The following is a 19,574-nucleotide window of genomic DNA, read 5'->3' as shown; positions in this document are numbered from 1 at the left end:
CGTGACCGGAACCCCCACCCCCGCCGGCCCCGCCGACCCAGCCGACCCAGCCGACCCAGCCGGCCCCGCCGGCCCCGCCGACCCCACCGAGCTGAGCCTCTGGCGCCCGCTCCGCCTGCTCCAGGCGTCGATGGACGAGGAGATCGGCCGGGTCTACGCCGAGACGCCCGTCGAGGGGCTCCGGCCGAGTTTCGTGCTGGAGCTGCTCCGGCTGCACGCGCGCGGGCCGATGACCATCACCGAGCTGGCCGAGTCGGTGCGGCACACGCACTCGGCGCTCAGCCAGAAGGTGGCCGCGATGCGGCGGGCGGGCTGGGTGGAGACCGTGCCCGGGGCGGACGCCCGGAGCAAGAAGGTCACGCTGACCGCGAAGGCGCGGGAGGTGGTCGGCCGGCTGGCCGCCGAGTGGGAGGCCACCGAGGCCGCGCTCGCCGAGCTGGAGGCCGAACTCCCGTACCCGCTCAGCCGGGTGGTTGAGGACATCGAGCGGGCGCTGGCCCGCCGCAGCTTCCACGAGCGGATCCTCGGACGGCTGGCCGGTGACCCGCGGTGGCGGTGACCGGCCGCCGGCTGCTGCTCGACGTCGCCCCGCTGCGCGAGTCGCCCGCGTTCCGGCGGCTGTGGCTCGGCGGGACGGTCTCCGGCCTCGGCGGCCAGATGGCGCTGGTGGCCGTCGCGTTCCAGGTCTGGGAGCACACCCGCAGCACGGTGTGGACCGGCGCCGTGGGCCTGGCCCAGGCGGTGCCGCTGCTGGCGCTCGGGCTGTTCGCCGGCGCGCTGGTCGACCGTTCGGACCGGCGGACGCTGTACCTGCTGGCCACCGCCGGGCAGGCCGGGTGCGCGCTGCTGCTCGCGGCCCAGGCGCCGCTGGGGTACCTCCCGCCCGCCGGGGTGGTCGCGCTGGTGGCCGGGCAGTCCGTCTTCGTCGCGGTCGCGGGCCCGGCCGCCCGGACCTTCCCGCCCCGGCTGCTCCCGCCCGGGCAGCTGGCGGCGGGCCTGGCCCTGAACCGGGTCGCGTTCCAGGGCGCGATGCTGCTCGGCCCGGCACTGGGCGGGCTGCTGGTGGCGTGGGCGGGCGTCGGCGGCTGCTACCTGGCCGACGCGCTCAGCTTCGCGGCCGCCCTGTACGCGGCTCTCCGCCTGCCCCGGATGCGCCCGGACGCCGCTCCCGGCGCCGACCCCGCCGCTGCCGCCACCGCCCGCCCCGCCGACACCGCCGACACCGCCCGGACGGGCCGCGCGGGGCTGCGCGACGTGCGGGACGGCCTGGCGTTCCTGGCCCGGACGCCGGTCGTCCGCGCCGCGCTGCTCACCGACCTGGCCGCCACCGTGCTGTCCATGCCGATCAGCCTGTTCCCGCTGGTCAACGCGGAGCGGTTCGACGGCGGTCCGCGCACCCTGGGGCTGTTCCTGACCGCGATCGCGGCGGGCGGCGTCGCCGCCTCCGTCCTGTCGGGGGCGTTCACCCGGCGGCCGCACCAGGCGCCGGTGATGCTGGCCGCCGCCGCGGCCTGGGGCGTCGCACTGGCCCTGTTCGGCCTGGTGTCGAGCCCGTGGCCGGGGCTGGGGCTGCTCGTGCTGGCCGGGGCGGCGGACACCGTGTCCGTGGTCGCCCGCGGGACCGTCGTCCAACTGCACACCCCGGACGCGCTGCTGGGACGGGTCGGCGCGGCCGAGCAGATCGTCGGACAGGCCGGACCGGACCTGGGCAACCTGCGCGGCGGCCTGGTCGCCTCCGCCACCTCGGGCACCACCGCCCTGATCAGCGGCGGCCTGCTCTGCCTCGCCGCCGTCGCCCTGATCGGAACCGCCACCCCCGGACTGCGCCGCCCGCCCGCCCCCGGGGAAATCCGTTGTACACCGTAGAAGGACTCCTCTACGGTGTACAACGCGCGGTCGACCGGCCGTGCCCGCCGTCCCCGGGAGCCCCCTTGTCACAGCCGTCCGTCCCCCCGCCCGCCGCTCCGCACCCGCGGCGGTGGGTCATCCTGGCGGTGGTCTGCCTGGCCACGCTGGTGGTGCTGCTCGACAACACCGTGCTCAACGTGGCCATCCCCTCCCTGACGGAGGACCTGGGCGCGGGCACGGCCGACATCCAGTGGATGATCAACGCCTACGCACTGGTCCAGTCCGGCCTGCTGCTGACGGCCGGCAGCCTGTCCGACCGGTACGGGCGCAAGCGGGCGCTGCTGGTGGGTCTCGCGCTGTTCGGCCTGGGGTCGACGGCGGCGGCCCTGGCCCAGTCCTCCGGGCAGTTGATCGCCGCCCGGGCCGGCATGGGCATCGGCGGCGCGCTGCTGATGACCACCACGCTGGCGGTGGTGATGCAGGTGTTCCACGGCCCCGAGGTGCCGAAGGCGATCGGCATCTGGGGGGCGGTCAGCTCGCTGGGCTTCGCCGGCGGCCCGCTGCTCGGCGGCGTGCTGCTGGCGCACTTCTGGTGGGGCTCGATCTTCCTGGTCAACATCCCGGTGGCGCTGCTCGGCCTGGTCGCGGTGGCCCGCCTGCTCCCGGAGAGCCGGGACCCGTCGGGCCGCCGGCCGGACGTGCCGGGTGCGGTGCTCTCCACCGTCGGCATGGTCGGCCTGGTGTACGCGATCATCTCCGGGCCGGTGCACGGCTGGGGCTCCGGCCCGGTGCTGTTCGCGGCGGCGGTCGGCCTGGCCGCGCTGGCGGGCTTCGTGGCCTGGGAGGTCCGCACCCCCACCCCGATGCTGGACATGGCCTTCTTCCGGGACAGGCGCTTCAACGGCGCGGTGGCGGGCGGCATCCTGGTCGCCTTCGGGATGGCCGGCTCACTGTTCCTGCTCACCCAGTACCTGCAACTGGTGCTCGGCTACCGGCCGTTGGAGGCGGGCCTGCGGATGTCGCCGCTGGCCCTGGTGATCGTGCTGCTCAACCTGTCGGGCGTGGGCGCCCGGCTGCTGCCGAAGGTCGGTTTCGCGGGGGCCGTCGCCCTCGGCATGGGGCTGCTGGCCGGCGGCCTGGCCCTGCTCGCCGCGATGGGCTCGGGCCACGGGTACCCGGGGCTGCTGGCCGGGCTGCTGCTGATGGGCTGCGGCATCGCGGTCGCCGGCCCGGCGATGGCGGCGGCCGTGATGGGCGCCATCCCGCCGGAGCGGGCCGGGGCCGGTGCGGGCGTGCAGGGCACGGTGACCGAGTTCGGCGGCGGTCTGGGCGTGGCGGTGCTCGGCGCGGTGCTCGGCTCGCGCTTCGCGGCGGGCCTGCCGGAGAGCGTCCCGGCCGCGGCGGCGAAGTCGCTGCCGGAGGCCCTGGCCGCCGCCCCGGGCGAGGCCGCGCGCGGCGCGGTGCGGAGTTCCTTCGCCCACGGGCTGACGTCCAGCCAGCTGATCGGCGCGGCGGCCGTGCTGCTCGGCGGCCTGCTCTCCGCCGCCCTGCTGTACCGCGCCGACCGCCCGGCCCCGGCCGCCCCCGCGGCCCGGCCGGAGCCGGAGCCGGAGCCCGTCCCCGCCCCGCGCTGACGCCCCACCTCGGACCGGCCCCCGCCGGGCCCGTGCTCGCCGCACGGGCCCGGAGCCGTACCGTGGTGGCACCCCGTCGAAGCGAAGGAGCAGCGTGGCCACCAAGCGAGCCTCGCAGGTCAAGAAGAGCGTGTGGCTCACCCCGGGGCCGGTGCGCGGCCGTCGTTCCCCACGCGCGGGCGAGGGCGGTCCGGGCAGCCTGGACCGCGAGGTGATCGTCGCCGCGGCGGTCCGGCTGCTGGACGCGCAGGGCGAGGCGAGGTTCTCGATGCGCGCCCTGGCCGCCCGGCTCGACGTCACGCCGATGTCCCTGTACTGGTACGTCGCCGACAAGGACGACCTGCTGGAGCTCGCCCTGGACGTGGTGGCCGGCGAGATGGTGCTGCCCGGGGCGGGGGACGGCACCGACTGGCAGTCCGGCCTGCGCGCCCTCGCCGTGACGTGGCGCGCCGCGATGCTGGCGCACCCCTGGGCGGTCCGGATCTACGCCGACTACCTGAACATCGGGCCGAACTCGGTCCGCTTCTCCGCCCGCGCCCTGGAGATCGCCCGCGCCTCCCCGCTCTCCGGGACCGACGCGATGGCCGCCCTCTCCGCGATCTTCCAGTACACCTACGGCTTCACCTCGACCGAGGTGAACTGGGCCGAGAAGGCCGCCGAGGCCGGCAGCACCACCGAGGAGCTGGTCGAGGAGATCACCGAGGCCGTCCGCGACCTCCCGGGCCTCGCCGACTCCGGCGTCCTCCCCGACCGCCCCCGCGAGCCCGAACACCTGCTCCGCGAGCGCGAGTTCCACCGCGCCCTGGACTGGCTGCTCGCCGGCATGCAGGCCGACCTCGGCTGACCGGTCCCCGGCCCCACGCACCCGGCCCCGCCGTCCCCCCGCCCCGTCCCCCGGACCCCGGCCCCCGACCCCACCGGACGGGCGCGGCTACTCCTCGAAGGTCCGTTGGCTGCGCACCAGTTCCCGGGCCTGGACGGCGGTCATCGGGCGGCCGAAGAGGTAGCCCTGGCCGAGCGGGCAGCCCATCGCGGCGAGCAGGTCGCGCTGGGCGGTGGTCTCGATCCCCTCGGCGATGACCGTCACGCCCAGGGTGTCGGCGATCCGGGCGATGCCCTCGACCAGGGCGTGCTGCTGCGGGGAGGCGCCGAGCCCGTCGATGAAGGTCTTGTCGATCTTCAGCATGGAGATCGGGAACTCCCGCAGGTAGGAGAGCGAGGAGTAGCCGGTGCCGAAGTCGTCGATCGCGATGCCGACGCCCAGGGCGGTCAGCTCCTCCATGTCGGCGAGGACCCGGTTGTCGCGCCGCATCAGCACGGACTCGGTGAGTTCCAGGACCAGCGCCGTCGGTTCGATCCGCGAGGTGTCGAGCGCCTCGCGGACGGTGTCGAGGAAGCCCGCGTCGCGGAACTGGCGGGCGGAGACGTTGACGTTCACCCGCAGCCGGGGCCGTCCGGGGGCGCCGCCCTCGTCCGCCCACTTGCCGACCTCGTGGGCGGCCTGTTCGAGGACCCAGGCGCCGAGCTGGACGATCTGGCCGCTCTCCTCCGCGACCGAGATGAAGTCGTCGGGCAGGATCATGCCGTGCCGGTCGTGCGGCCAGCGGATCAGCGCCTCGAAGCCGGTCAGCACGCCCTCCTGGAGGGCGACGATCGGCTGGTAGTGCAGCCGGAACGCGGACTCGGTGAGCGCGTCGTCGAGGTTCTCGTAGAGCTCGTGCCGCCGCAGCAGCCGGGTCTGGAGCGCGGAGCGGTAGTGCCGGCGCTGCCGACGTCCGGCGTCCTTGGCGGCGTACAGCGCGAGGTCGGCGTGGGCGAGCAGTTCGGTGGTGTCGGAGCTGTCCTCGGTGGTGGCCACCCCGATGCTGGCCGAGACCCGGGCGGCGCCGGCGCCGAGCACGAACGGTTCGGCGAAGAGCGCGAGCAGGCCGTCGGCGACGGCGTCGACGTCGGCGGGGGTGCGGGCGTCCTCGACCAGGACGGCGAACTCGTCGCCGCCGAGCCGGGCCGCGGTGTCGGAGCTGCGCAGGGCGCCGGAGACCCGGCGGGCCACCGAGAGCAGCAGTTCGTCGCCGACGGCGTGGCCCTGGGTGTCGTTGACGGCCTTGAAGTCGTCGAGGTCGATGAAGAGCACGCCGGTGACCAGGCCGCTGCGGGCGGTCCGCTCCAGGGCGTGCGCGGCGCGGTCCTGGAACAGGACGCGGTTGGCCAGGCCGGTCAGCGGGTCGTGGAAGGCCAGGTGGGTGAGTTCGCGCTCCATCGCGCGCTGCTCGGTGACGTCGCGCAGGGTGAGCACCAGTCCTTCGACGGTCGGGTCGGCGCGCAGGTCGTTGAACCGGACCTCGACCTCGATCGGGGTGCGGTCGGGCCGCACCAGCCGCCAGTGCTCGCGGGGCTGGTCCTGGCCGTCGCCGGGGACGGGGAAGCCGCGGGTGCGGATCCGCTCCAGGGTCCGGACGACGCCCCGGACGTCGCCGGGCGGGACCAGGTCGGTCAGCGGGGTGCCGTCCAGCCGGGCGTGGCCCAGCACCCGGGCCGCGGAGGTGGAGGCGTAGCGGACGGTGTCGTCGTCGTCGAGGATCAGGATGACGTCGCTGGCGCTCTGCACCAGGGTGCGGAAGTACAGCTCGCTGTTGCGGTGGTTGATCTCCTGGCTGAGCAGCACCCGTTCGACGGCGAGCGCGGCCTGGGCCGCGAGGATCTCCAGCGGGCCGCGCAGGTCGGCCAGTTCCTGTTCGGTGCCGGCCGCGACCAGCACGCCGAGCAGCGGGTCGCCGGAGGGCCGTTCGGCGAGGGTGAGCGGGCAGAGCAGCACGTGGGGCAGGCCGTGCGGGAAGGCCGCCGAGGTGCCGCGCAGGTCGTCGGCGGGCAGCAGCAGCGTGGTGTCCGGCGAGGCGAGGGCGAGCAGCGCGCCGACCTGTTCGGTGGGCGGGGCGGTCGGGGCGCCGGCCGGCCGGGAGTGCGGGGTCCGGGCGACGGCGAGCCGGACGGGGTGGCCGGGGCGGGCGGGCATCAGGGCCGAGGCGGCGCTCTCGACGCCGGTGGCGATCTCGTCGACGGTGACCGCGGCGGTCAGCCGCGAGCCGGCCTCGCGCAGGGTGCGCTCGCGCACCGCGGCCTGCCGGTAGGCGGCGACCACGACGGCGAGCCGGGCCAGCACCAGCAGGTACAGGACGGCCGAGAAGGCGCCGATCACGCCGGTGTTGGCGGTGTTCCCGGCCACCCACTCGGCCAGCAGGATGGCGGGGGCGATGAGCGCCGCGGCGGTGAGCAGCAGCAGCCGTCCGGTGCCCAGGCCGGGTTGCTGGGTGGGCAGCGGGTGGGTGAGTTCGACCATCGAGGGGTGGAGGGCGGCCGCGCCCCAGGCGGCGTAGAGGACGGCCCAGCCGAGGTCGACGGGGGTGCCGATGTGCCAGTTCCCGTGCAGCTGGATCAGTCCGTAGGCGGTGTCGGAGAGCAGGATGCCGACGGTGCCGACGGTGAGCAGTTGCAGCGAGCGGCTGGCGCCGCCGGTAGGGGTGAGCAGCCGCAGCAGCAGGGCGAGGACGACGATGTCGCCGAGCGGGTAGGCGATCGAGACGGCCTTGGAGAACCAGTCGAGGTCGGGGTTGCGGGTGTAGGGCAGGATCAGGTAGATCCAGCCGAGCAGCGCCAGGCTCATGGTGAGGATCAGGGCGTCGAGCAGCCCGGCCCAGTCCTGTCTGGACTTGCGGCGGCGGATGAAGAGCAGGGCGCCGGCCGCGTACAGCACGAACTCGGCGAGGTAGAAGACGTCCGCGACGGACGGGAACGGGTTGTCGAGGTGCAGGAACTGGGTCTGGACGACCTGGGTGACCTCGCCGGCGGTGAAGCTGACGTTGGCGAGGGCCAGCAGGTACCAGGGCGTGGCGTGCGCGGGCCGGTTCAGCCGGACGCCGGTGACGACGGCGGCGGCGCCGCTCATGCCGATCCCGGTCCACCAGATGATCCGCTGGTCGGGGTTGGCGTAGTAGATGCCGGTCAGCAGTGCCATCCACGCCAGGAAGCAGGCCATCAGGAGCCGGCGACGGGCTGTCATGGCGCTACCTCCTGCCGGTAGGGTCCCGGATCGACGGCTTGCGAACACCTTCGTCCACCATGGGCGCATATAGTCGAATAGCACAATTTCGTATCTGTTTCTGTTGCCCGCGCGAGCGAGGTCAGTCCTGTGGTGGAACGAGCAGGCGGTACGGCGGACGGTCCTCCCCCGCCGGATGGGACCAGCTGGTCGGTGATCCGCGACGCCTCCGGGCGGCACGCTATCCGACCGGCCGCGGCGGCCCGGACGGACGGGTGGGAGCCGGTCTTCGGGCCGGCCGGGCGCCCGGACTGCCGGGCGTTCGTCGACCGGAACTGGCGGCCGTCGGAGCTGGGCCTGGCGGCCCGGTCCGGGGACGGCCCGCGGCCCGGTCCGGGCGGGCCGGTCCCGGCGTACGAGGCGTTCCGGGCCCGCGCGGCGCGGGACCCGGAGGCGCTCGCCGTGCTGGGCGAGGGCGGCACGCTGTCCTACCGGGAGCTGGCGCTGCGCGCCGCCCGGCTGGCCGGGGCGCTGCGGGCGGCCGGGGTCCGGCCGGGCGACCCCGTGCCGGTCCGGCTGCCCCGGGACGTGGACCTGGTGGTCGCCTGGCTGGCCGTGCTCGGCGCGGGCGGCGGCCTGCTGCCGGTGGACCCGTCCTGGCCCGCCGAGCGGCAGGACCGGGTGGTGGCGCGGTGCGGGGCGGCCGTGGCCGTGGCGGCGGGCGCCCCGGGCTGGCCGGGGGTGCGGGTGCTCGGGCCGGACGCGGCGGGTCCCGTCGAGGAGCCGCCCCCGCTCGGTCCGGGCGACCTGGCGTACCTGATCCACACCTCCGGCTCCAGCGGCGTCCCCAAGTGCGTGGCCGTGGCGCACGGGCCGCTGGCGTTCACCCTGGACCGGGTCGGCCGGGCGTACGGGCTGGCGCCGGGCGACCGGGTGCTGCAGCTGGGCGCGCTGGGTTTCGACACCGCGCTGGAGCAGGTCCTCGCGCCGCTGACCCGGGGCGCCGCGGTGGTGCTCGGCGGGGTCGACGCGTGGGCGCCGACCGAGCTGCTGGAGCGGATCGGGGAGCTGCGCCTGACGGTGGCCGACCTCACCCCCGCGTACTGGCACCACCTGGTGGCGCAGCTGGAGCCGGGCGAGCTGGGCCGGACGGGGCTGCGGCTGGTCCTGGTCGGCGGGGACGTGGTGCACGTGGACGACTGCCGGGCCTTCCTGGCCCGGCTGCCGGGGGTGCGGCTGCTCAACGCCTACGGGGTGAGCGAGGCGGCGATCACCTCCACCCTCTGCGAGGTGACGGCCGAGGTGCTCGGGGACGCCGCCGCGACGGCGCCGGCGCCGATCGGCCGGCCGCTGCCCGGGGTGCGGGTGCACCTGCTGGACGGGCGGCTCGCACCCGTGGCGCCGGGCGGGAAGGGCGAGATCCACCTGGCCGGTCCGGGCCTGGCGCTGGGCTACTGGCGGGACGCCGCCGCGACCGCCGAGGCGTTCGTGCCGGACCCGTCCGCCGGGGAGCCGGGGGCGCTGGTGTACCGGACGGGCGACACCGGGCGGCTGCGGCCGGACGGTGTCCTGGAGATCCTCGGGCGGGTCGACGAGCAGGTGAAGGTCGGCGGCTTCCGGGTCGACCCGGGCGAGGTGGAGGCGGTGCTGGCCGCCCACCCGGAGGTCCGGCTGGCGAAGGTGCTGGCCGACCGGACCGCCCCCGACGGCAGCGCCGCCCTCACCGCGTACTACACGACGGCGGACCCGGAGACGGCCCGCGCGCCGGAGCGGGTCGCGCCGATCCGCGCCCACCTGGCGCGCTACCTGCCCGCGTTCATGGTCCCGGCCGCGTTCGTGCCGCTGGCGGCGATGCCGCTCACCGCGGCCGGGAAGATCGACCGCCGGGCGCTGCCGGCCCCGCCCGCGTCGGCGGTGCACGCCGCCGCGCCGCCGCCGGGGCCGGGCGACGGCGTTCCCGCGGACGCGACCGAGCTGACCATCGGCCGGCTCTGGGCCGAACTGCTCGGCGTGGACCACGTCGAGCCGCTGGACGACTTCTTCGCCCTGGGCGGGACGTCGCTGCTGGCCATGGAGATGCTGGCCCGGGTCCGGCTGCTGGCCGACCTCGACGTCACCCTGGTGCGCGGCCTGACCCGGTCCCTGCTCGGCGAGCCGACGCTGCGGGCGTTCGCCGCCGCGGTCCGGGCCGCCCGCGCGGGGGGCCCGGCCGGCGCCGGGCCGGGGGCGGGCGGCATCGACTGGAACGCGGAGGCCGAGGTGCGCTGCCCGGTGCGCGGCGGCGGCGGGCCCGCGCCGGACCGGGTACGGCCCGCCGAGATCCTGCTCACCGGCGCGACCGGCTTCTGCGGCGCCCACCTGCTGGAGACGCTGCTCGCCACCACCGGGGCGCGGATCCACTGCCTGGTCCGGGCGCCGGACCGGGCGGCGGCGGCCGAGCGCCTGCACGACGCCCAGCGGCGCTTCCTGGGGCGGCAGTTGACGGACCCGCGGATCGTCCCGCTGACCGGGGACCTCACCGAGCCCCTGCTGGGCCTGCCGCAGCACCGCTTCGACTGGCTGGCCGAGCACCTCGACGCGATCCACCACCTGGGCGCCCGGGTCAACTTCCTCTACCCGTACCACCAGCTGCGGCGCGCCAACGTGGACGGCACCCGGGAGGTCGTCCGGCTGGCCGGGCACCGCCGGGGCGTGCCCGTCCACTACGTCTCGACGCTGGCCGTGCTGGCCGGTTTCGGGGCGGTCGGCGTCGACGGGGTGGACGAGCGCACCCCGCTCGCCCACCCCGAGCACCTGGGGGTGGGCTACGTGGAGTCCAAGTGGGTCGCCGAGCAGCTGCTGCACCGGGCGGCGGCGCAGGGGCTGCCGGTCACCGTGATCCGCACCAACGACGTCACCGGGGACCTGGCCGGCGGGGCGATGAACCCGGCGACCGAGCTGTGGGCGCTGGTGCTGTACTTCGCCGAGAGCGGGCGCTACCCGCAGGTGCGGCTGCCGCTGGACTTCGTGCCCGCCGACCGGTTCGCCCGGGCCGCCGCCCACATCGCCGCGCACGCCCCGGCCCGCGGCGACGTCTACCACCTCGCCTCGCCGCGGCCGGCCTCGCTGCCCGAGCTGGCGGCCCGGATGGCGGCCGCCGGCCGTCCGCTCACCGCCGTCCCCTACCGGGAGTGGGTGCGCGAACTGGTGGCCTTCGCGTCCGCGCACCCGTCCCACCCGATCGCGCCGTACGCGCCGCTGTTCGTCGACCGGGCGCCCGGCACCGGGCTGTCGATCAGCGAGCTGTACTTCCGGCCGGTCTTCCCGCGCTTCGACCGCTCCCGGGCGGAGGCCGCCCTGGCGGGCAGCGGCATCGTGCTGCCGGACGTCGACGCCGGGCTGCTGGACCGCTGCCTGGCGCAGCTGGACGGCACCGGGCTGCTGCCGGGCCGGGCGGGCTGAGGCCGCGGTGAGCAGCGCCGACGGACCGGACGCCTTCGACGGGCCGGACCCCGCCGCCGAAGCGGACCCCTTCGACGGACCGGACCCCTTCGACGGGCCGGACGCCCTCGACGGACCGGACCCCTTCGACGGGCTCGACCTCGCCCGCGCGCCCGCCGACGCCCCGGTGGCGTTCGGCGCGGAGCTGACCGGCCCGGTGCTGCTGGCCGCCTACCGGCGCGGCCTGTTCCCGATGCCGGCCGACGACATGGCGGCCGCGTTCCACGAGGTCCGCCACGGCTCGGAGGTGGCGGCCGGGCGGATCGCACTGCTGCCCGGGCCGGTCGGGCAGGACCCGTACGCGCTGGCCTGGTGGTCCCCCGATCCGCGCCCGGTCCTGGCGCCGGGGGAGGTGCACCTGGCGACCCGGCTGCGCCGGAGCCTGCGGGCCGGGGCGGACGGGTACAGCACGGCGGACCGCGCCTTCGCCGAGGTGGTGGCGGGCTGCGCGGAGGGGCGGCGGCCGGTCTGGCTGACGCCGGCGCTGCGCGCGGCGCTGGCCCGGCTGCACCGGGCGGGCGTCGCGCACAGCGCCGAGGTCTGGGACGGGCCGGAGCTGGTGGGCGGCGCGTTCGGGGTCGTGGTCGGCGGGGTGCTGAGCCTGGACTCGATGTTCGGGCGCCGGCCGGGCGCGGACCGCACCGCCGTCGCCGACCTGGCCGCCCGGTTCGCCGCCGCCGGGGGGCGGCTGCTGGACGTGCAGTGGGACAGCCCGCACGTCCGGGCCCTGGGGGCCCGGCCGGTGGCGCGCGGGGACTACCTGCGGGCGCTGACCGGGCCGGCCGCCCCCGCCGCGCCGGAGACCGGGCGGCTGCCGCTGTCCCGGCTGGGCTGAGACCGGGCCGGGGACGCCCCGGGGTGTCCCCGGCCCGGTCTCAGCCCGCCTGGAGGCGGAGCCCGGCCAGGGTGAGGTCGAGTTCGGCGAGGAACTGCTCGCGGTCGTCGTGCCCGTCGAACTCGTCCACGATGTGGTGCAGGAACGGGTAGCGCTCCGGGTCCAGGGCGCGCCAGTTGTCGGCGAAGCGGCCGAGGAACTCCTCGCGGCCCACGGCGCCCTCGACGACCTCCTCGGGCGGTTCCTCCTGGCCCAGGTCGGCGGCGTTGCTGACCACGACGCCGATGACCGCCGACAGGGCGTGGAAGCGCTGCTTCGGGGTGAGGTCGAGGCGCAGCAGCTGCCGGCCGAGCAGTTCGTACAGGCGCAGCGAGTTGCCCTCGGTGCCGATGTTGCGCAGGAAGCGGTCGCCGAGCCAGGGCCGGTCCGCCACCGCGTCGAACAGCGTGACGGCCATGGCGCGCAGGTCGGCGATCGGGTTGGCCGTGTCGGGCCGCTGCTCGACGGCGGTCAGGACGCCGCCGAGGACGTGGTCGATGGCGCGGTCGAGCAGGTCGTCCTTGCCGGAGACGTACCAGTAGATGCTGCCGACGCCGGTGCCCAGCCGGCTCGCGAGGGCGCGCAGGGTCAGGGCCTGTTCGCCGTCCTCGTCCAGCAGGGCGACGGCGGCGGCGAGGACGGCCTCCATGGAGTGCGAGGCACGTCGACGCCCTCGGGTCGGGCGTTCGGCGGGGTGCGGTCGCGTCGGTGCCATGGTTCCCATCCAATCACATTTGCGGGATTATCGAACTCGGTTCTATAGTAGAACCACGTTCGATAGTGCGTCGCGGACCGGTACGGCCGCACCCCGCGCCCGCCCGGCGCGACGCCCGGACCGCCCCCGCCCGAAACCACGAAAGGAGGCCCGTCATGACTGCCACCGCTGCCGCACCCGCGGCTTCCCGCACCTATCCGTCGCTGCGCGCGGCCTGGATCCCGATGGCCGCGCTCTGCCTGGCCTTCTTCGTCGAGATGGTCGACAACACCCTGCTCTCGATCGCACTGCCCACCATCGGCCGGGACCTGGGCGGCGGCACCACCGCCCTCCAGTGGGTCACCGGCGCGTACTCGCTGACCTTCGGCGGCCTGCTGCTGACGGCCGGGTCGATGGCCGACCGGCTCGGGCGGCGGCGGGTGCTGCTGGTCGGCCTCGCCGTGTTCGGCCTGCTCAGCCTGGGCGTCGCCGCCGTGACCGGCACGGGGCAGCTGATCGCCCTGCGCGCCGGGCTGGGCGTCGCCGCCGCGGCGATGGCGCCGATCACCAACTCGCTGGTGTTCCGGCTCTTCGACGACGCGGCGCTGCGGATGCGCGCGATGACCGTGATGATCGTCGTCGGCATGTCCGGCTTCGTCCTCGGCCCGCTGCTCGGCGGCACCGCCCTGGCCCACGTCAAGTGGCAGTGGCTGCTGCTGGTGAACGCCCCGATCGCGCTGCTCGCGGCGCTCGGCGTGCGGTTCGGCGTCCCCGCCGACCGGCCGGAGGACCTGACCAAGGACCGGCTCGACCTGCCGGGCGCGGTGCTCAGCGTGCTCACCATCGGCCTCGCCTGCTACGCGCTGACCAGCGGCGTCGAGCACGGCTGGGCCTCCGCCGCCACCCTCGGGACGGTGCTCGGCGCCCTGGTGGCGGGCGCGGTGTTCGTCTGGCACGAGCGCCGCACCGCCTCGCCGATGCTGGACCTGCGGCTGTTCTCGAACGGCACCGTCCGGGGCGCGGCCGTGGCTCAGATCGGCACCGCCATCGCGATGGCCGCCGTGATGTTCGGGCTGATCCTGCACTTCCAGTACGCCTACGGCTGGAGCCCGGTGCGGGCCGGTCTGGCGAACCTGCCGATCATCTTCACCATGCTCGCCGCCACCCCGCTGTCGGAGTGGTTCGCCAAGCGGTTCGGCCACCGGATCGCCTGCCTGGTCGGCGCGCTCTGCCTGTCGGGTTCGCTGGCGGGCCTGGCCTGGGGCGTGGACCACGGCTACGCCGCCATCGCGGTCTGCATGGTGGTGATGACGATCGGCCTGCGCACCGTCATGACGATCTGCGCGATCGCCCTGGTCGAGAAGATGCCCGAGAACCGCACCTCGATGGGCACCGCCCTCAACGACACCGCGCAGGAGGTCGGCAGCAGTGTCGGCACCGCCGTGGTCGGCACCCTGATCGCCGCCCTGGTCACCACCCAGCTGCCGGCCGGCACCTGGGACCAGCCCCTGATCCACTCGTTCTTCCACGGCGAGCGGATCACCTACGCGGTGCTCGCGGTGGTGGTCGGCCTGGTCACCGCCGTCGGCGCCCTGACCCTGACCGACTCGCACAGCACCGACGAGCACGGGGCCGAGCCCGCCGACGAGTCCGACGGGTCCGCCGGGTCCGCCGCCGAGGCCGCTGACGGCGGCGTCGGCGGGCAGGCGGACGCACCGGCCGGCGAGCCCGTGCGCTAGCCCGCCCGCCGGCCGGTCCCCCGGCCTGTCCCGACGCCGTCCCGGCCCCCGTCGCACTCCCGCGGCGGGGGCCGTTCCGTCTCCGGGGGACGTTTCCGGAGGCCGGGACAACCGGTGTTCATGTCAGGTTCCTCGTTTCACAACGTTGGAAATACCTGGGCAGCGGTATCAGAGCAGCCCGGCGCGGCGCTGTCCAGCCTCCGCGCAGCACCGCTTCCGGCCGTCCCGGTCCACCCGCAGGTCAGCCGCCGAAAGGCCGAGTTGACGGGAGATCAGGCGTCGGCGAATTGGCGCGCGACTTCTTGACACCGTCCGACAGGATGGCCCATCGTCCCTCTACATCGTTGGAAACCGGCGGGTAGCCGGTGACTCCCCCACGCAGTCAAGGATGTGATCGGGCGTATGAACCCCACCCTGCGCGCCAAGTCCGCCGTCGCCGCACTGCTCGTCGCGGGGCTGTGCGCGTCGGCGTCCGCCTGCACCAACCAGGGCTCCGGCCAGGGCTCCGGGACGAGTGCCGCGGCGGGCGCGAACAGCGCCGCCGCCCAGCAGGTGGTCTCGCCGTCGGCGAGCGCGAGCGGCCCCGGCTGCACGGCCGACACCTACGGCGCGCCGAAGCTGGACCTGGCCGACGGGAAGACCGTGGTCGGGTTCTCGCAGTCGGAGTCGACCAGCAACCCGTTCCGGGCCGCGGAGACCGCCAGCATCGAGGCGGAGGCGAAGAAGCTCGGCGTGAAGCTGATCGAGCGCAACGCGAACGCCGACGTCAACGCCCAGAACGCGCAGATCCAGGACATGATCGCGCAGGGCGCGCAGGTGCTGATCGTGGCGCCGGAGAACTCCGACGGCCTCGGCCCGGCGCTGGCGGCGGCCAAGGCGAAGAAGATCCCGGTGCTGACCATCGACCGCACGGTGACCGGCGGCGCGTGCAGCGACTTCGTCGCCTTCATCGGCTCGGACTTCTACGGGCAGGCGCAGATCGCCGCGGACGACCTGGCGGGCGCGACCGGCGGGCAGGCGCACGTGGCGGTCCTGCAGGGCACGCCCGGCAACAACGTGTCGGCGGACCGGACCAGGGGCTTCACCGACCAGCTCGCGGCCAAGTACCCGAACATGCAGGTGGTGGCCTCGCAGACGGCGAACTTCGACCAGACCGAGGGCCAGAAGGTGATGGAGCAGCTGCTCCAGGCGCACCCGGACATCAACGCCGTGTACGCGGAGAACGACGGCATGGCGCTGGGCGCGATCCAGGCGATGCGCTCGGCCGGGAAGACCCCCGGCAAGGACATCCGGATCGTGTCGATCGACGGCATCCGGCAGGCCGTGCAGGGCGTGGTGGACGGGCAGTTGGTCGCGGACATCGAGACCAACCCGCGGTTCGGCCCGCTGGCCTTCCAGTCCCTGAAGGACTTCTACGGGACGGCCGGCGTCCAGCCCAAGGTGATCATCAAGGACGGCCACTTCACCAAGGACAGCGCCCAGCAGGCGCTCGCCCAGGGCCTCGTGTACTGACCCCGCCCCGCGTCGCCGCCGGAGCCGCGCCCCGCCCGGGGCGGCCCCGGCGGCGGCCCGCGACCACCCACCGCGCCCCGAGGAGGAGGACCCATGACCGAGGCGGACCCCGCGGCGCCGACCGCGGCCGAGCCCGTACCCGCTGGCACCGGCACCGCGGCCGGCCCCGTGCTGACCGCGGCCGGCGTCGACAAGAGCTTCGCGGGCGTGCACGCCCTGCGGGGCGTGGACCTGGTGCTGCGGGCCGGCCGGGTGCACGCCCTGGTCGGCGAGAACGGCGCCGGCAAGTCGACCCTGATCAAGGTGCTGACCGGCGTCCACCGCCCGGACGCCGGCCGGATCGAACTGGCGGGGCGCCCGGCCGCGTTCCGCACCCCGCTGGAGGCGCAGCGGGCCGGGATCTCGACGGTGTACCAGGAGGTCAACCTGGTGCCGATGATGTCGGTGGCCCGCAACCTGTTCCTCGGCCGGGAGCCGCGCCGCCGGGGCCTGCTGGACGTCCGGCGGATGAACCGGGAGGCCGCCGGGCTGCTGGCCCGCTACGGGGTGCGCGCCGAGGTGTCCCGGCCGCTGCGCGAACTGGGCCTGGGCGCCCAGCAGATGGTGGCGCTGGCGCGGGCGGTGCAGGTGGAGGCGCGGGTGGTGGTGATGGACGAGCCGACCTCCTCGCTGGAGCCGCGCGAGGTGGACACCCTGTTCGGGGTGGTCCGGGAGCTGACGGCGCAGGGCATCGCGGTGGTGTACGTCAGCCACCGGATGGACGAGCTGTACGCGCTCTGCGACGAGGTGACGGTGCTGCGGGACGGCCGGGTGGTGCACGCGGGCGACCTGGCCGGGCTGGGCCGGCGGGAGCTGGTGGCGCTGATGCTGGGCCGGGAGCTGGTCGCGGCCCGGGACCGCACCGCCCGCACCCACGACGCCCGGCGGGCCCACGGGGCGGACGGCGGGCCGGAGCAGCCGGTGCTGCGGGCCGAGGGCCTGACGGTGCGCCACAAGGTCCGCGGGGTGGGTTTCGCGCTGCACCGGGGCGAGGTGCTGGGGCTCGGCGGCCTGCTGGGTTCGGGGCGCAGCGAGACCGCGAAGGCGGTGGTGGGCGCGCTGGGCGCGGACGCCGGGCGGGTGGAGGTGGCGGGCCGGGTGCTGGCGCGGCGCAGTCCGGCGGCGGCGATCCGGGCGGGGGTGGTGCTGCTGCCCGAGGACCGGAAGGCGGAGGGCATCGTGCCGGGCCTGTCGGTGCGGGAGAACATCGTGCTGGCGGCGCTGCCCCGGCTGTCCCGGGCGGGCCTGGTGTCACGGGCCCGGCAGGACCGGATCGTGGAGACCTTCATGACCCGGCTGCGGATCAAGGCCGCGAGCCCGGAGCAGAAGGTGTCGGACCTGTCGGGCGGCAACCAGCAGAAGGTGCTGCTGGCGCGCTGGCTCTGCCTGGGCCCGAAGGTGCTGCTGCTGGACGAGCCGACCCGGGGCATCGACGTCGGCGCCCGGGCCGAGGTGCAGGCGCTGATCGATGAGCTGGCGGCGGAGGGCCTGGGGGTGCTGCTGATCTCCTCGGACGCCGAGGAGCTGATCGCGGGCGCGGACCGGGTGCTGGTGCTGAAGGACGGCGCGGTGGTGGAGGAGCTGACCGGCGCCTCGATCAGCGCGGACGGGCTGCTGGCCGCGCTGGCCCACGACCCGGACGCGCCTGGCGGACCGTCGGGAACGGCTCCCGCGAAGGAAATCGACGACACGGACGGAGGTCTCCGATGAGCGCCCTGGCCCTGGCCGGTGCGGCGCGCGGGCGCGGTCCCGCGCTGAGGCTGCTGCGGCGTTACGGCGTGTACGCGGCGCTGGCGGTGCTGTTCCTGGCGGCGGTGGTGCTGGACGGCGGGTTCCTGTCGGCCGGGAACGTGCGCATCCAGCTGTTCCAGGTCGCCCCGACGCTGCTGGTGGCGCTGGGGATGGCGCTGGTGATCGGCACCGAGGGCATCGACCTGTCGGTGGGCGCGGTGATCGCGCTGGCCGCGGCGGTGGTGCCGCTGTACATCGGCTGGGGGCTGCCGGTGGCGATGGTGACGGCGGTGGCGCTGGGCGCGGTGAGCGGGCTGGCGGGCGGCGCGATGGTGGCGTTCACCCGGGTGCAGCCGATCGTCGCGACGCTGGCCCTGATGATCGGGGTGCGGGGCGTGGCCTCGCTGGTCAACGGGGCGTCGGCGAAGCCGGTGACGGACCCGGCGCTGCTGCGGCTGGGCTCGGAGGCGTTCGCGGGCGTGCCGTGGACGGCCTGGCTGGCGGCGGGGTGCGTGGCGCTGACCGCCGTGCTGGTGCACCGGACCACGTTCGGGCGGCAGTTGGTCGCGGTCGGCGACAACCGGCGGGCGGCCCGGCTGGCCGGGCTGCCGGTGCGGCGGGTGCTGCTGACGGTGTACCTGCTGTCGGGGGTGCTGGCGGCGGTGGCCGGGGTGCTGATCATCGGCCACGGCGCGGAGGCCGACCCGGCCAACCAGGGCCGCAACATCGAACTGGACGCGATCACCGCGGTGGTGGTCGGCGGGACGCCGCTGGCCGGCGGCAGCGTGCGGGTGCTCGGCACCGTCGCGGGGGCGCTGTTCATGCAGCTGATCACCGCGGTGCTGACCCAGCACGACGTGCACAGCTCGATCACCAAGATCGTCGAAGCGGCCGTCATCTGCCTGGCCGTGTACGCCTCCCAGGAGCGTGGTACCCGATGAGCCCCACGACCGCTTCCGCCCGGACGGAGCCGCCGGCCCGCCGCCGGCCGACCGCGGAGACCCCCGCCGAACGGCTGGCCGGCCGCATCCGCCGACAGGGCGCGCTGACCGTGCTGGTCCTGGTGGTGCTGGGTGCGGCGGTGTTCTCGCCCGGCTTCGCGAGCACCGACAACCTGGGCGCGATCCTCGGCAACAACGCCTTCGGCTGGCTGCTGGCGCTCGGCCTGACCTTCGTGATCCTCACCGGCGGCATCGACCTGTCGGTGGGGTCGATGTACGCGCTCGGCGGGGTGCTGGCCGCCTGGGCGGCCCAGCACCACGGCACCTGGGCGGCGGTGCTGCTGCCGCTGGCGGTGGGCGCGGCCTGGGGCTGCGTGCACGGCCTGCTGGTCGCCCGGGCGGGCATGGCCCCGTTCATCGTGACGCTGGCGGGCCTGCTCGGGGCGCGCGGCCTGCTGCAACTGATCACCTCCGAGGGCACCAGCACGTACCTGGTGCCGCGCGGTTCGGCGTTCCGGGCGCTGGGCGAGGGCACCTGGACGCCGGTGCTGATCTCCGCCGTCCTGTTCGGCCTGGGCGCGCTGCTGCTGACCAGGACGAAGTTCGGGGCGGCGACCACCGCGATCGGCGGCAACGAGCACGCGGCCCGGCTGATGGGCCTGCCGGTCGCCCGCACCAAGGCGCTGGTGTACGTGCTGTCGGCGACCCTGGCCAGCGCGGCCGGGGCGCTGGGCAGCGCCCGGCTCGGCTCGGGCGTCACCACCGTGGGCGTGGGCTACGAGCTGACCGCGATCGCCTCGGTGGCGATCGGCGGGACGCTGCTGACCGGCGGCAGCGGCTCGGTCGGCGGCACCGTCGCGGGCGTGCTGCTGCTGTCGGTGATCCACAACCTGATCGACCGCTCGGCCTCGCAGTACGGCTCGGCCGTCACCGACACCGTCAACGGCGCCTTCCTGGCCGTGGTGGTGCTGGCCCAGGCGCTGCTCGACCGCGGGCGCCGCGACGAATGAGCGCCGCCCCGGGAGCGGGGACGCAGCGGGCCGATC

General features: G+C 75.6%; 13 protein-coding genes. 11 read left to right on the top strand and 2 right to left on the bottom strand.

The annotated features are described in order from the left end of the window. Nucleotide 1 precedes the first annotated feature (1 nt). From ACIP60_RS07100 to ACIP60_RS07085, 4 genes are all read left to right on the top strand, one after another. Nucleotides 2–559: a MarR family winged helix-turn-helix transcriptional regulator gene (locus ACIP60_RS07100; protein ID WP_400680910.1), complete on the top strand. Its 558-nt coding sequence runs from the start codon at nt 2–4 to the stop codon at nt 557–559. After that, entirely contained in the window at nt 556–1,866 is a 1,311-nt protein-coding gene (locus ACIP60_RS07095) for an MFS transporter (protein WP_400681566.1), read from the top strand. The genes ACIP60_RS07100 and ACIP60_RS07095 overlap by 4 nt, the downstream gene beginning before the upstream one ends. A gap of 65 nt (nt 1,867–1,931) precedes the next feature. Beyond that, nucleotides 1,932–3,482: an MFS transporter gene (locus ACIP60_RS07090; RefSeq protein ID WP_400680908.1), complete on the top strand. Its 1,551-nt coding sequence runs from the start codon at nt 1,932–1,934 to the stop codon at nt 3,480–3,482. Between the two features lie 94 nt (nt 3,483–3,576). After that, nucleotides 3,577–4,326 carry a TetR/AcrR family transcriptional regulator gene (locus ACIP60_RS07085; RefSeq protein WP_400680907.1) on the top strand — a complete coding sequence of 250 codons (750 nt, stop codon included), beginning with the start codon at nt 3,577–3,579 and terminating at the stop codon, nt 4,324–4,326. An 87-nt stretch (nt 4,327–4,413) separates the two neighbouring features. Here ACIP60_RS07085 and ACIP60_RS07080 read toward each other — a convergent pair whose 3' ends face one another. Beyond that, complete coding sequence (locus ACIP60_RS07080) at nt 4,414–7,539, bottom strand: putative bifunctional diguanylate cyclase/phosphodiesterase (protein WP_400680905.1); 3,126 nt, start codon at nt 7,537–7,539, stop codon at nt 4,414–4,416. A gap of 192 nt (nt 7,540–7,731) precedes the next feature. Here ACIP60_RS07080 and ACIP60_RS07075 point away from each other — a divergent pair, with 192 nt between their 5' ends. Continuing rightward, a complete protein-coding gene (locus tag ACIP60_RS07075; protein ID WP_400680902.1) occupies nt 7,732–10,959 on the top strand; it encodes an amino acid adenylation domain-containing protein in 3,228 nt (1,075 codons plus the stop codon). Nucleotides 10,960–10,966: 7 nt separating this feature from the next. After that, complete coding sequence (locus tag ACIP60_RS07070) at nt 10,967–11,833, top strand: leucyl/phenylalanyl-tRNA--protein transferase (protein WP_400680900.1); 867 nt, start codon at nt 10,967–10,969, stop codon at nt 11,831–11,833. A gap of 40 nt (nt 11,834–11,873) precedes the next feature. Here ACIP60_RS07070 and ACIP60_RS07065 read toward each other — a convergent pair whose 3' ends face one another. Next, a complete protein-coding gene (locus tag ACIP60_RS07065) occupies nt 11,874–12,521 on the bottom strand; it encodes a TetR/AcrR family transcriptional regulator (RefSeq protein ID WP_400681564.1) in 648 nt (215 codons plus the stop codon). Nucleotides 12,522–12,742: 221 nt separating this feature from the next. Between ACIP60_RS07065 and ACIP60_RS07060 the strand changes: the two genes are divergently transcribed. The 5 genes from ACIP60_RS07060 to ACIP60_RS07040 all read left to right on the top strand — a co-directional run bounded on the left by ACIP60_RS07060 (nt 12,743) and on the right by ACIP60_RS07040 (nt 19,538). Continuing rightward, on the top strand, nt 12,743–14,305 hold the full coding sequence (locus ACIP60_RS07060) for an MFS transporter (protein ID WP_400680897.1): 1,563 nt from the start codon (nt 12,743–12,745) through the stop codon (nt 14,303–14,305). A 402-nt stretch (nt 14,306–14,707) separates the two neighbouring features. Further along, entirely contained in the window at nt 14,708–15,817 is a 1,110-nt protein-coding gene (locus tag ACIP60_RS07055) for an ABC transporter substrate-binding protein (protein ID WP_400680894.1), read from the top strand. A gap of 93 nt (nt 15,818–15,910) precedes the next feature. Next, complete coding sequence (locus tag ACIP60_RS07050; RefSeq protein WP_400680892.1) at nt 15,911–17,566, top strand: sugar ABC transporter ATP-binding protein; 1,656 nt, start codon at nt 15,911–15,913, stop codon at nt 17,564–17,566. Then, on the top strand, nt 17,563–18,528 hold the full coding sequence (locus tag ACIP60_RS07045; RefSeq protein WP_400680889.1) for an ABC transporter permease: 966 nt from the start codon (nt 17,563–17,565) through the stop codon (nt 18,526–18,528). Before ACIP60_RS07050 ends, ACIP60_RS07045 begins: the two co-directional genes overlap by 4 nt. After that, nucleotides 18,525–19,538: an ABC transporter permease gene (locus ACIP60_RS07040; RefSeq protein ID WP_400680885.1), complete on the top strand. Its 1,014-nt coding sequence runs from the start codon at nt 18,525–18,527 to the stop codon at nt 19,536–19,538. The genes ACIP60_RS07045 and ACIP60_RS07040 overlap by 4 nt, the downstream gene beginning before the upstream one ends. Nucleotides 19,539–19,574 lie beyond the last annotated feature (36 nt).

It is taken from the genome of Kitasatospora sp. NPDC088783 (genome assembly GCF_044750705.1).
Taxonomy (GTDB): Bacteria; Actinomycetota; Actinomycetes; order Streptomycetales; family Streptomycetaceae; genus Kitasatospora; species Kitasatospora fiedleri.
The sequence above is the reverse complement of the archived record's forward strand: the minus strand, read 5'-3'. Positions and strand labels throughout refer to the sequence as shown.

Coding starts and splice junctions, on each gene's coding strand:
- ACIP60_RS07080 (WP_400680905.1), bottom strand. CDS start 7,539: ATGACAGCCCGTCGCCGGCTCCTGATGGCCTGCTTCCTGGCGTGGATG.
- ACIP60_RS07065 (WP_400681564.1), bottom strand. CDS start 12,521: ATGGAGGCCGTCCTCGCCGCCGCCGTCGCCCTGCTGGACGAGGACGGC.
- ACIP60_RS07060 (WP_400680897.1), top strand. CDS start 12,743: ATGACTGCCACCGCTGCCGCACCCGCGGCTTCCCGCACCTATCCGTCG.
- ACIP60_RS07055 (WP_400680894.1), top strand. CDS start 14,708: ATGAACCCCACCCTGCGCGCCAAGTCCGCCGTCGCCGCACTGCTCGTC.
- ACIP60_RS07050 (WP_400680892.1), top strand. CDS start 15,911: ATGACCGAGGCGGACCCCGCGGCGCCGACCGCGGCCGAGCCCGTACCC.
- ACIP60_RS07045 (WP_400680889.1), top strand. CDS start 17,563: ATGAGCGCCCTGGCCCTGGCCGGTGCGGCGCGCGGGCGCGGTCCCGCG.
- ACIP60_RS07040 (WP_400680885.1), top strand. CDS start 18,525: ATGAGCCCCACGACCGCTTCCGCCCGGACGGAGCCGCCGGCCCGCCGC.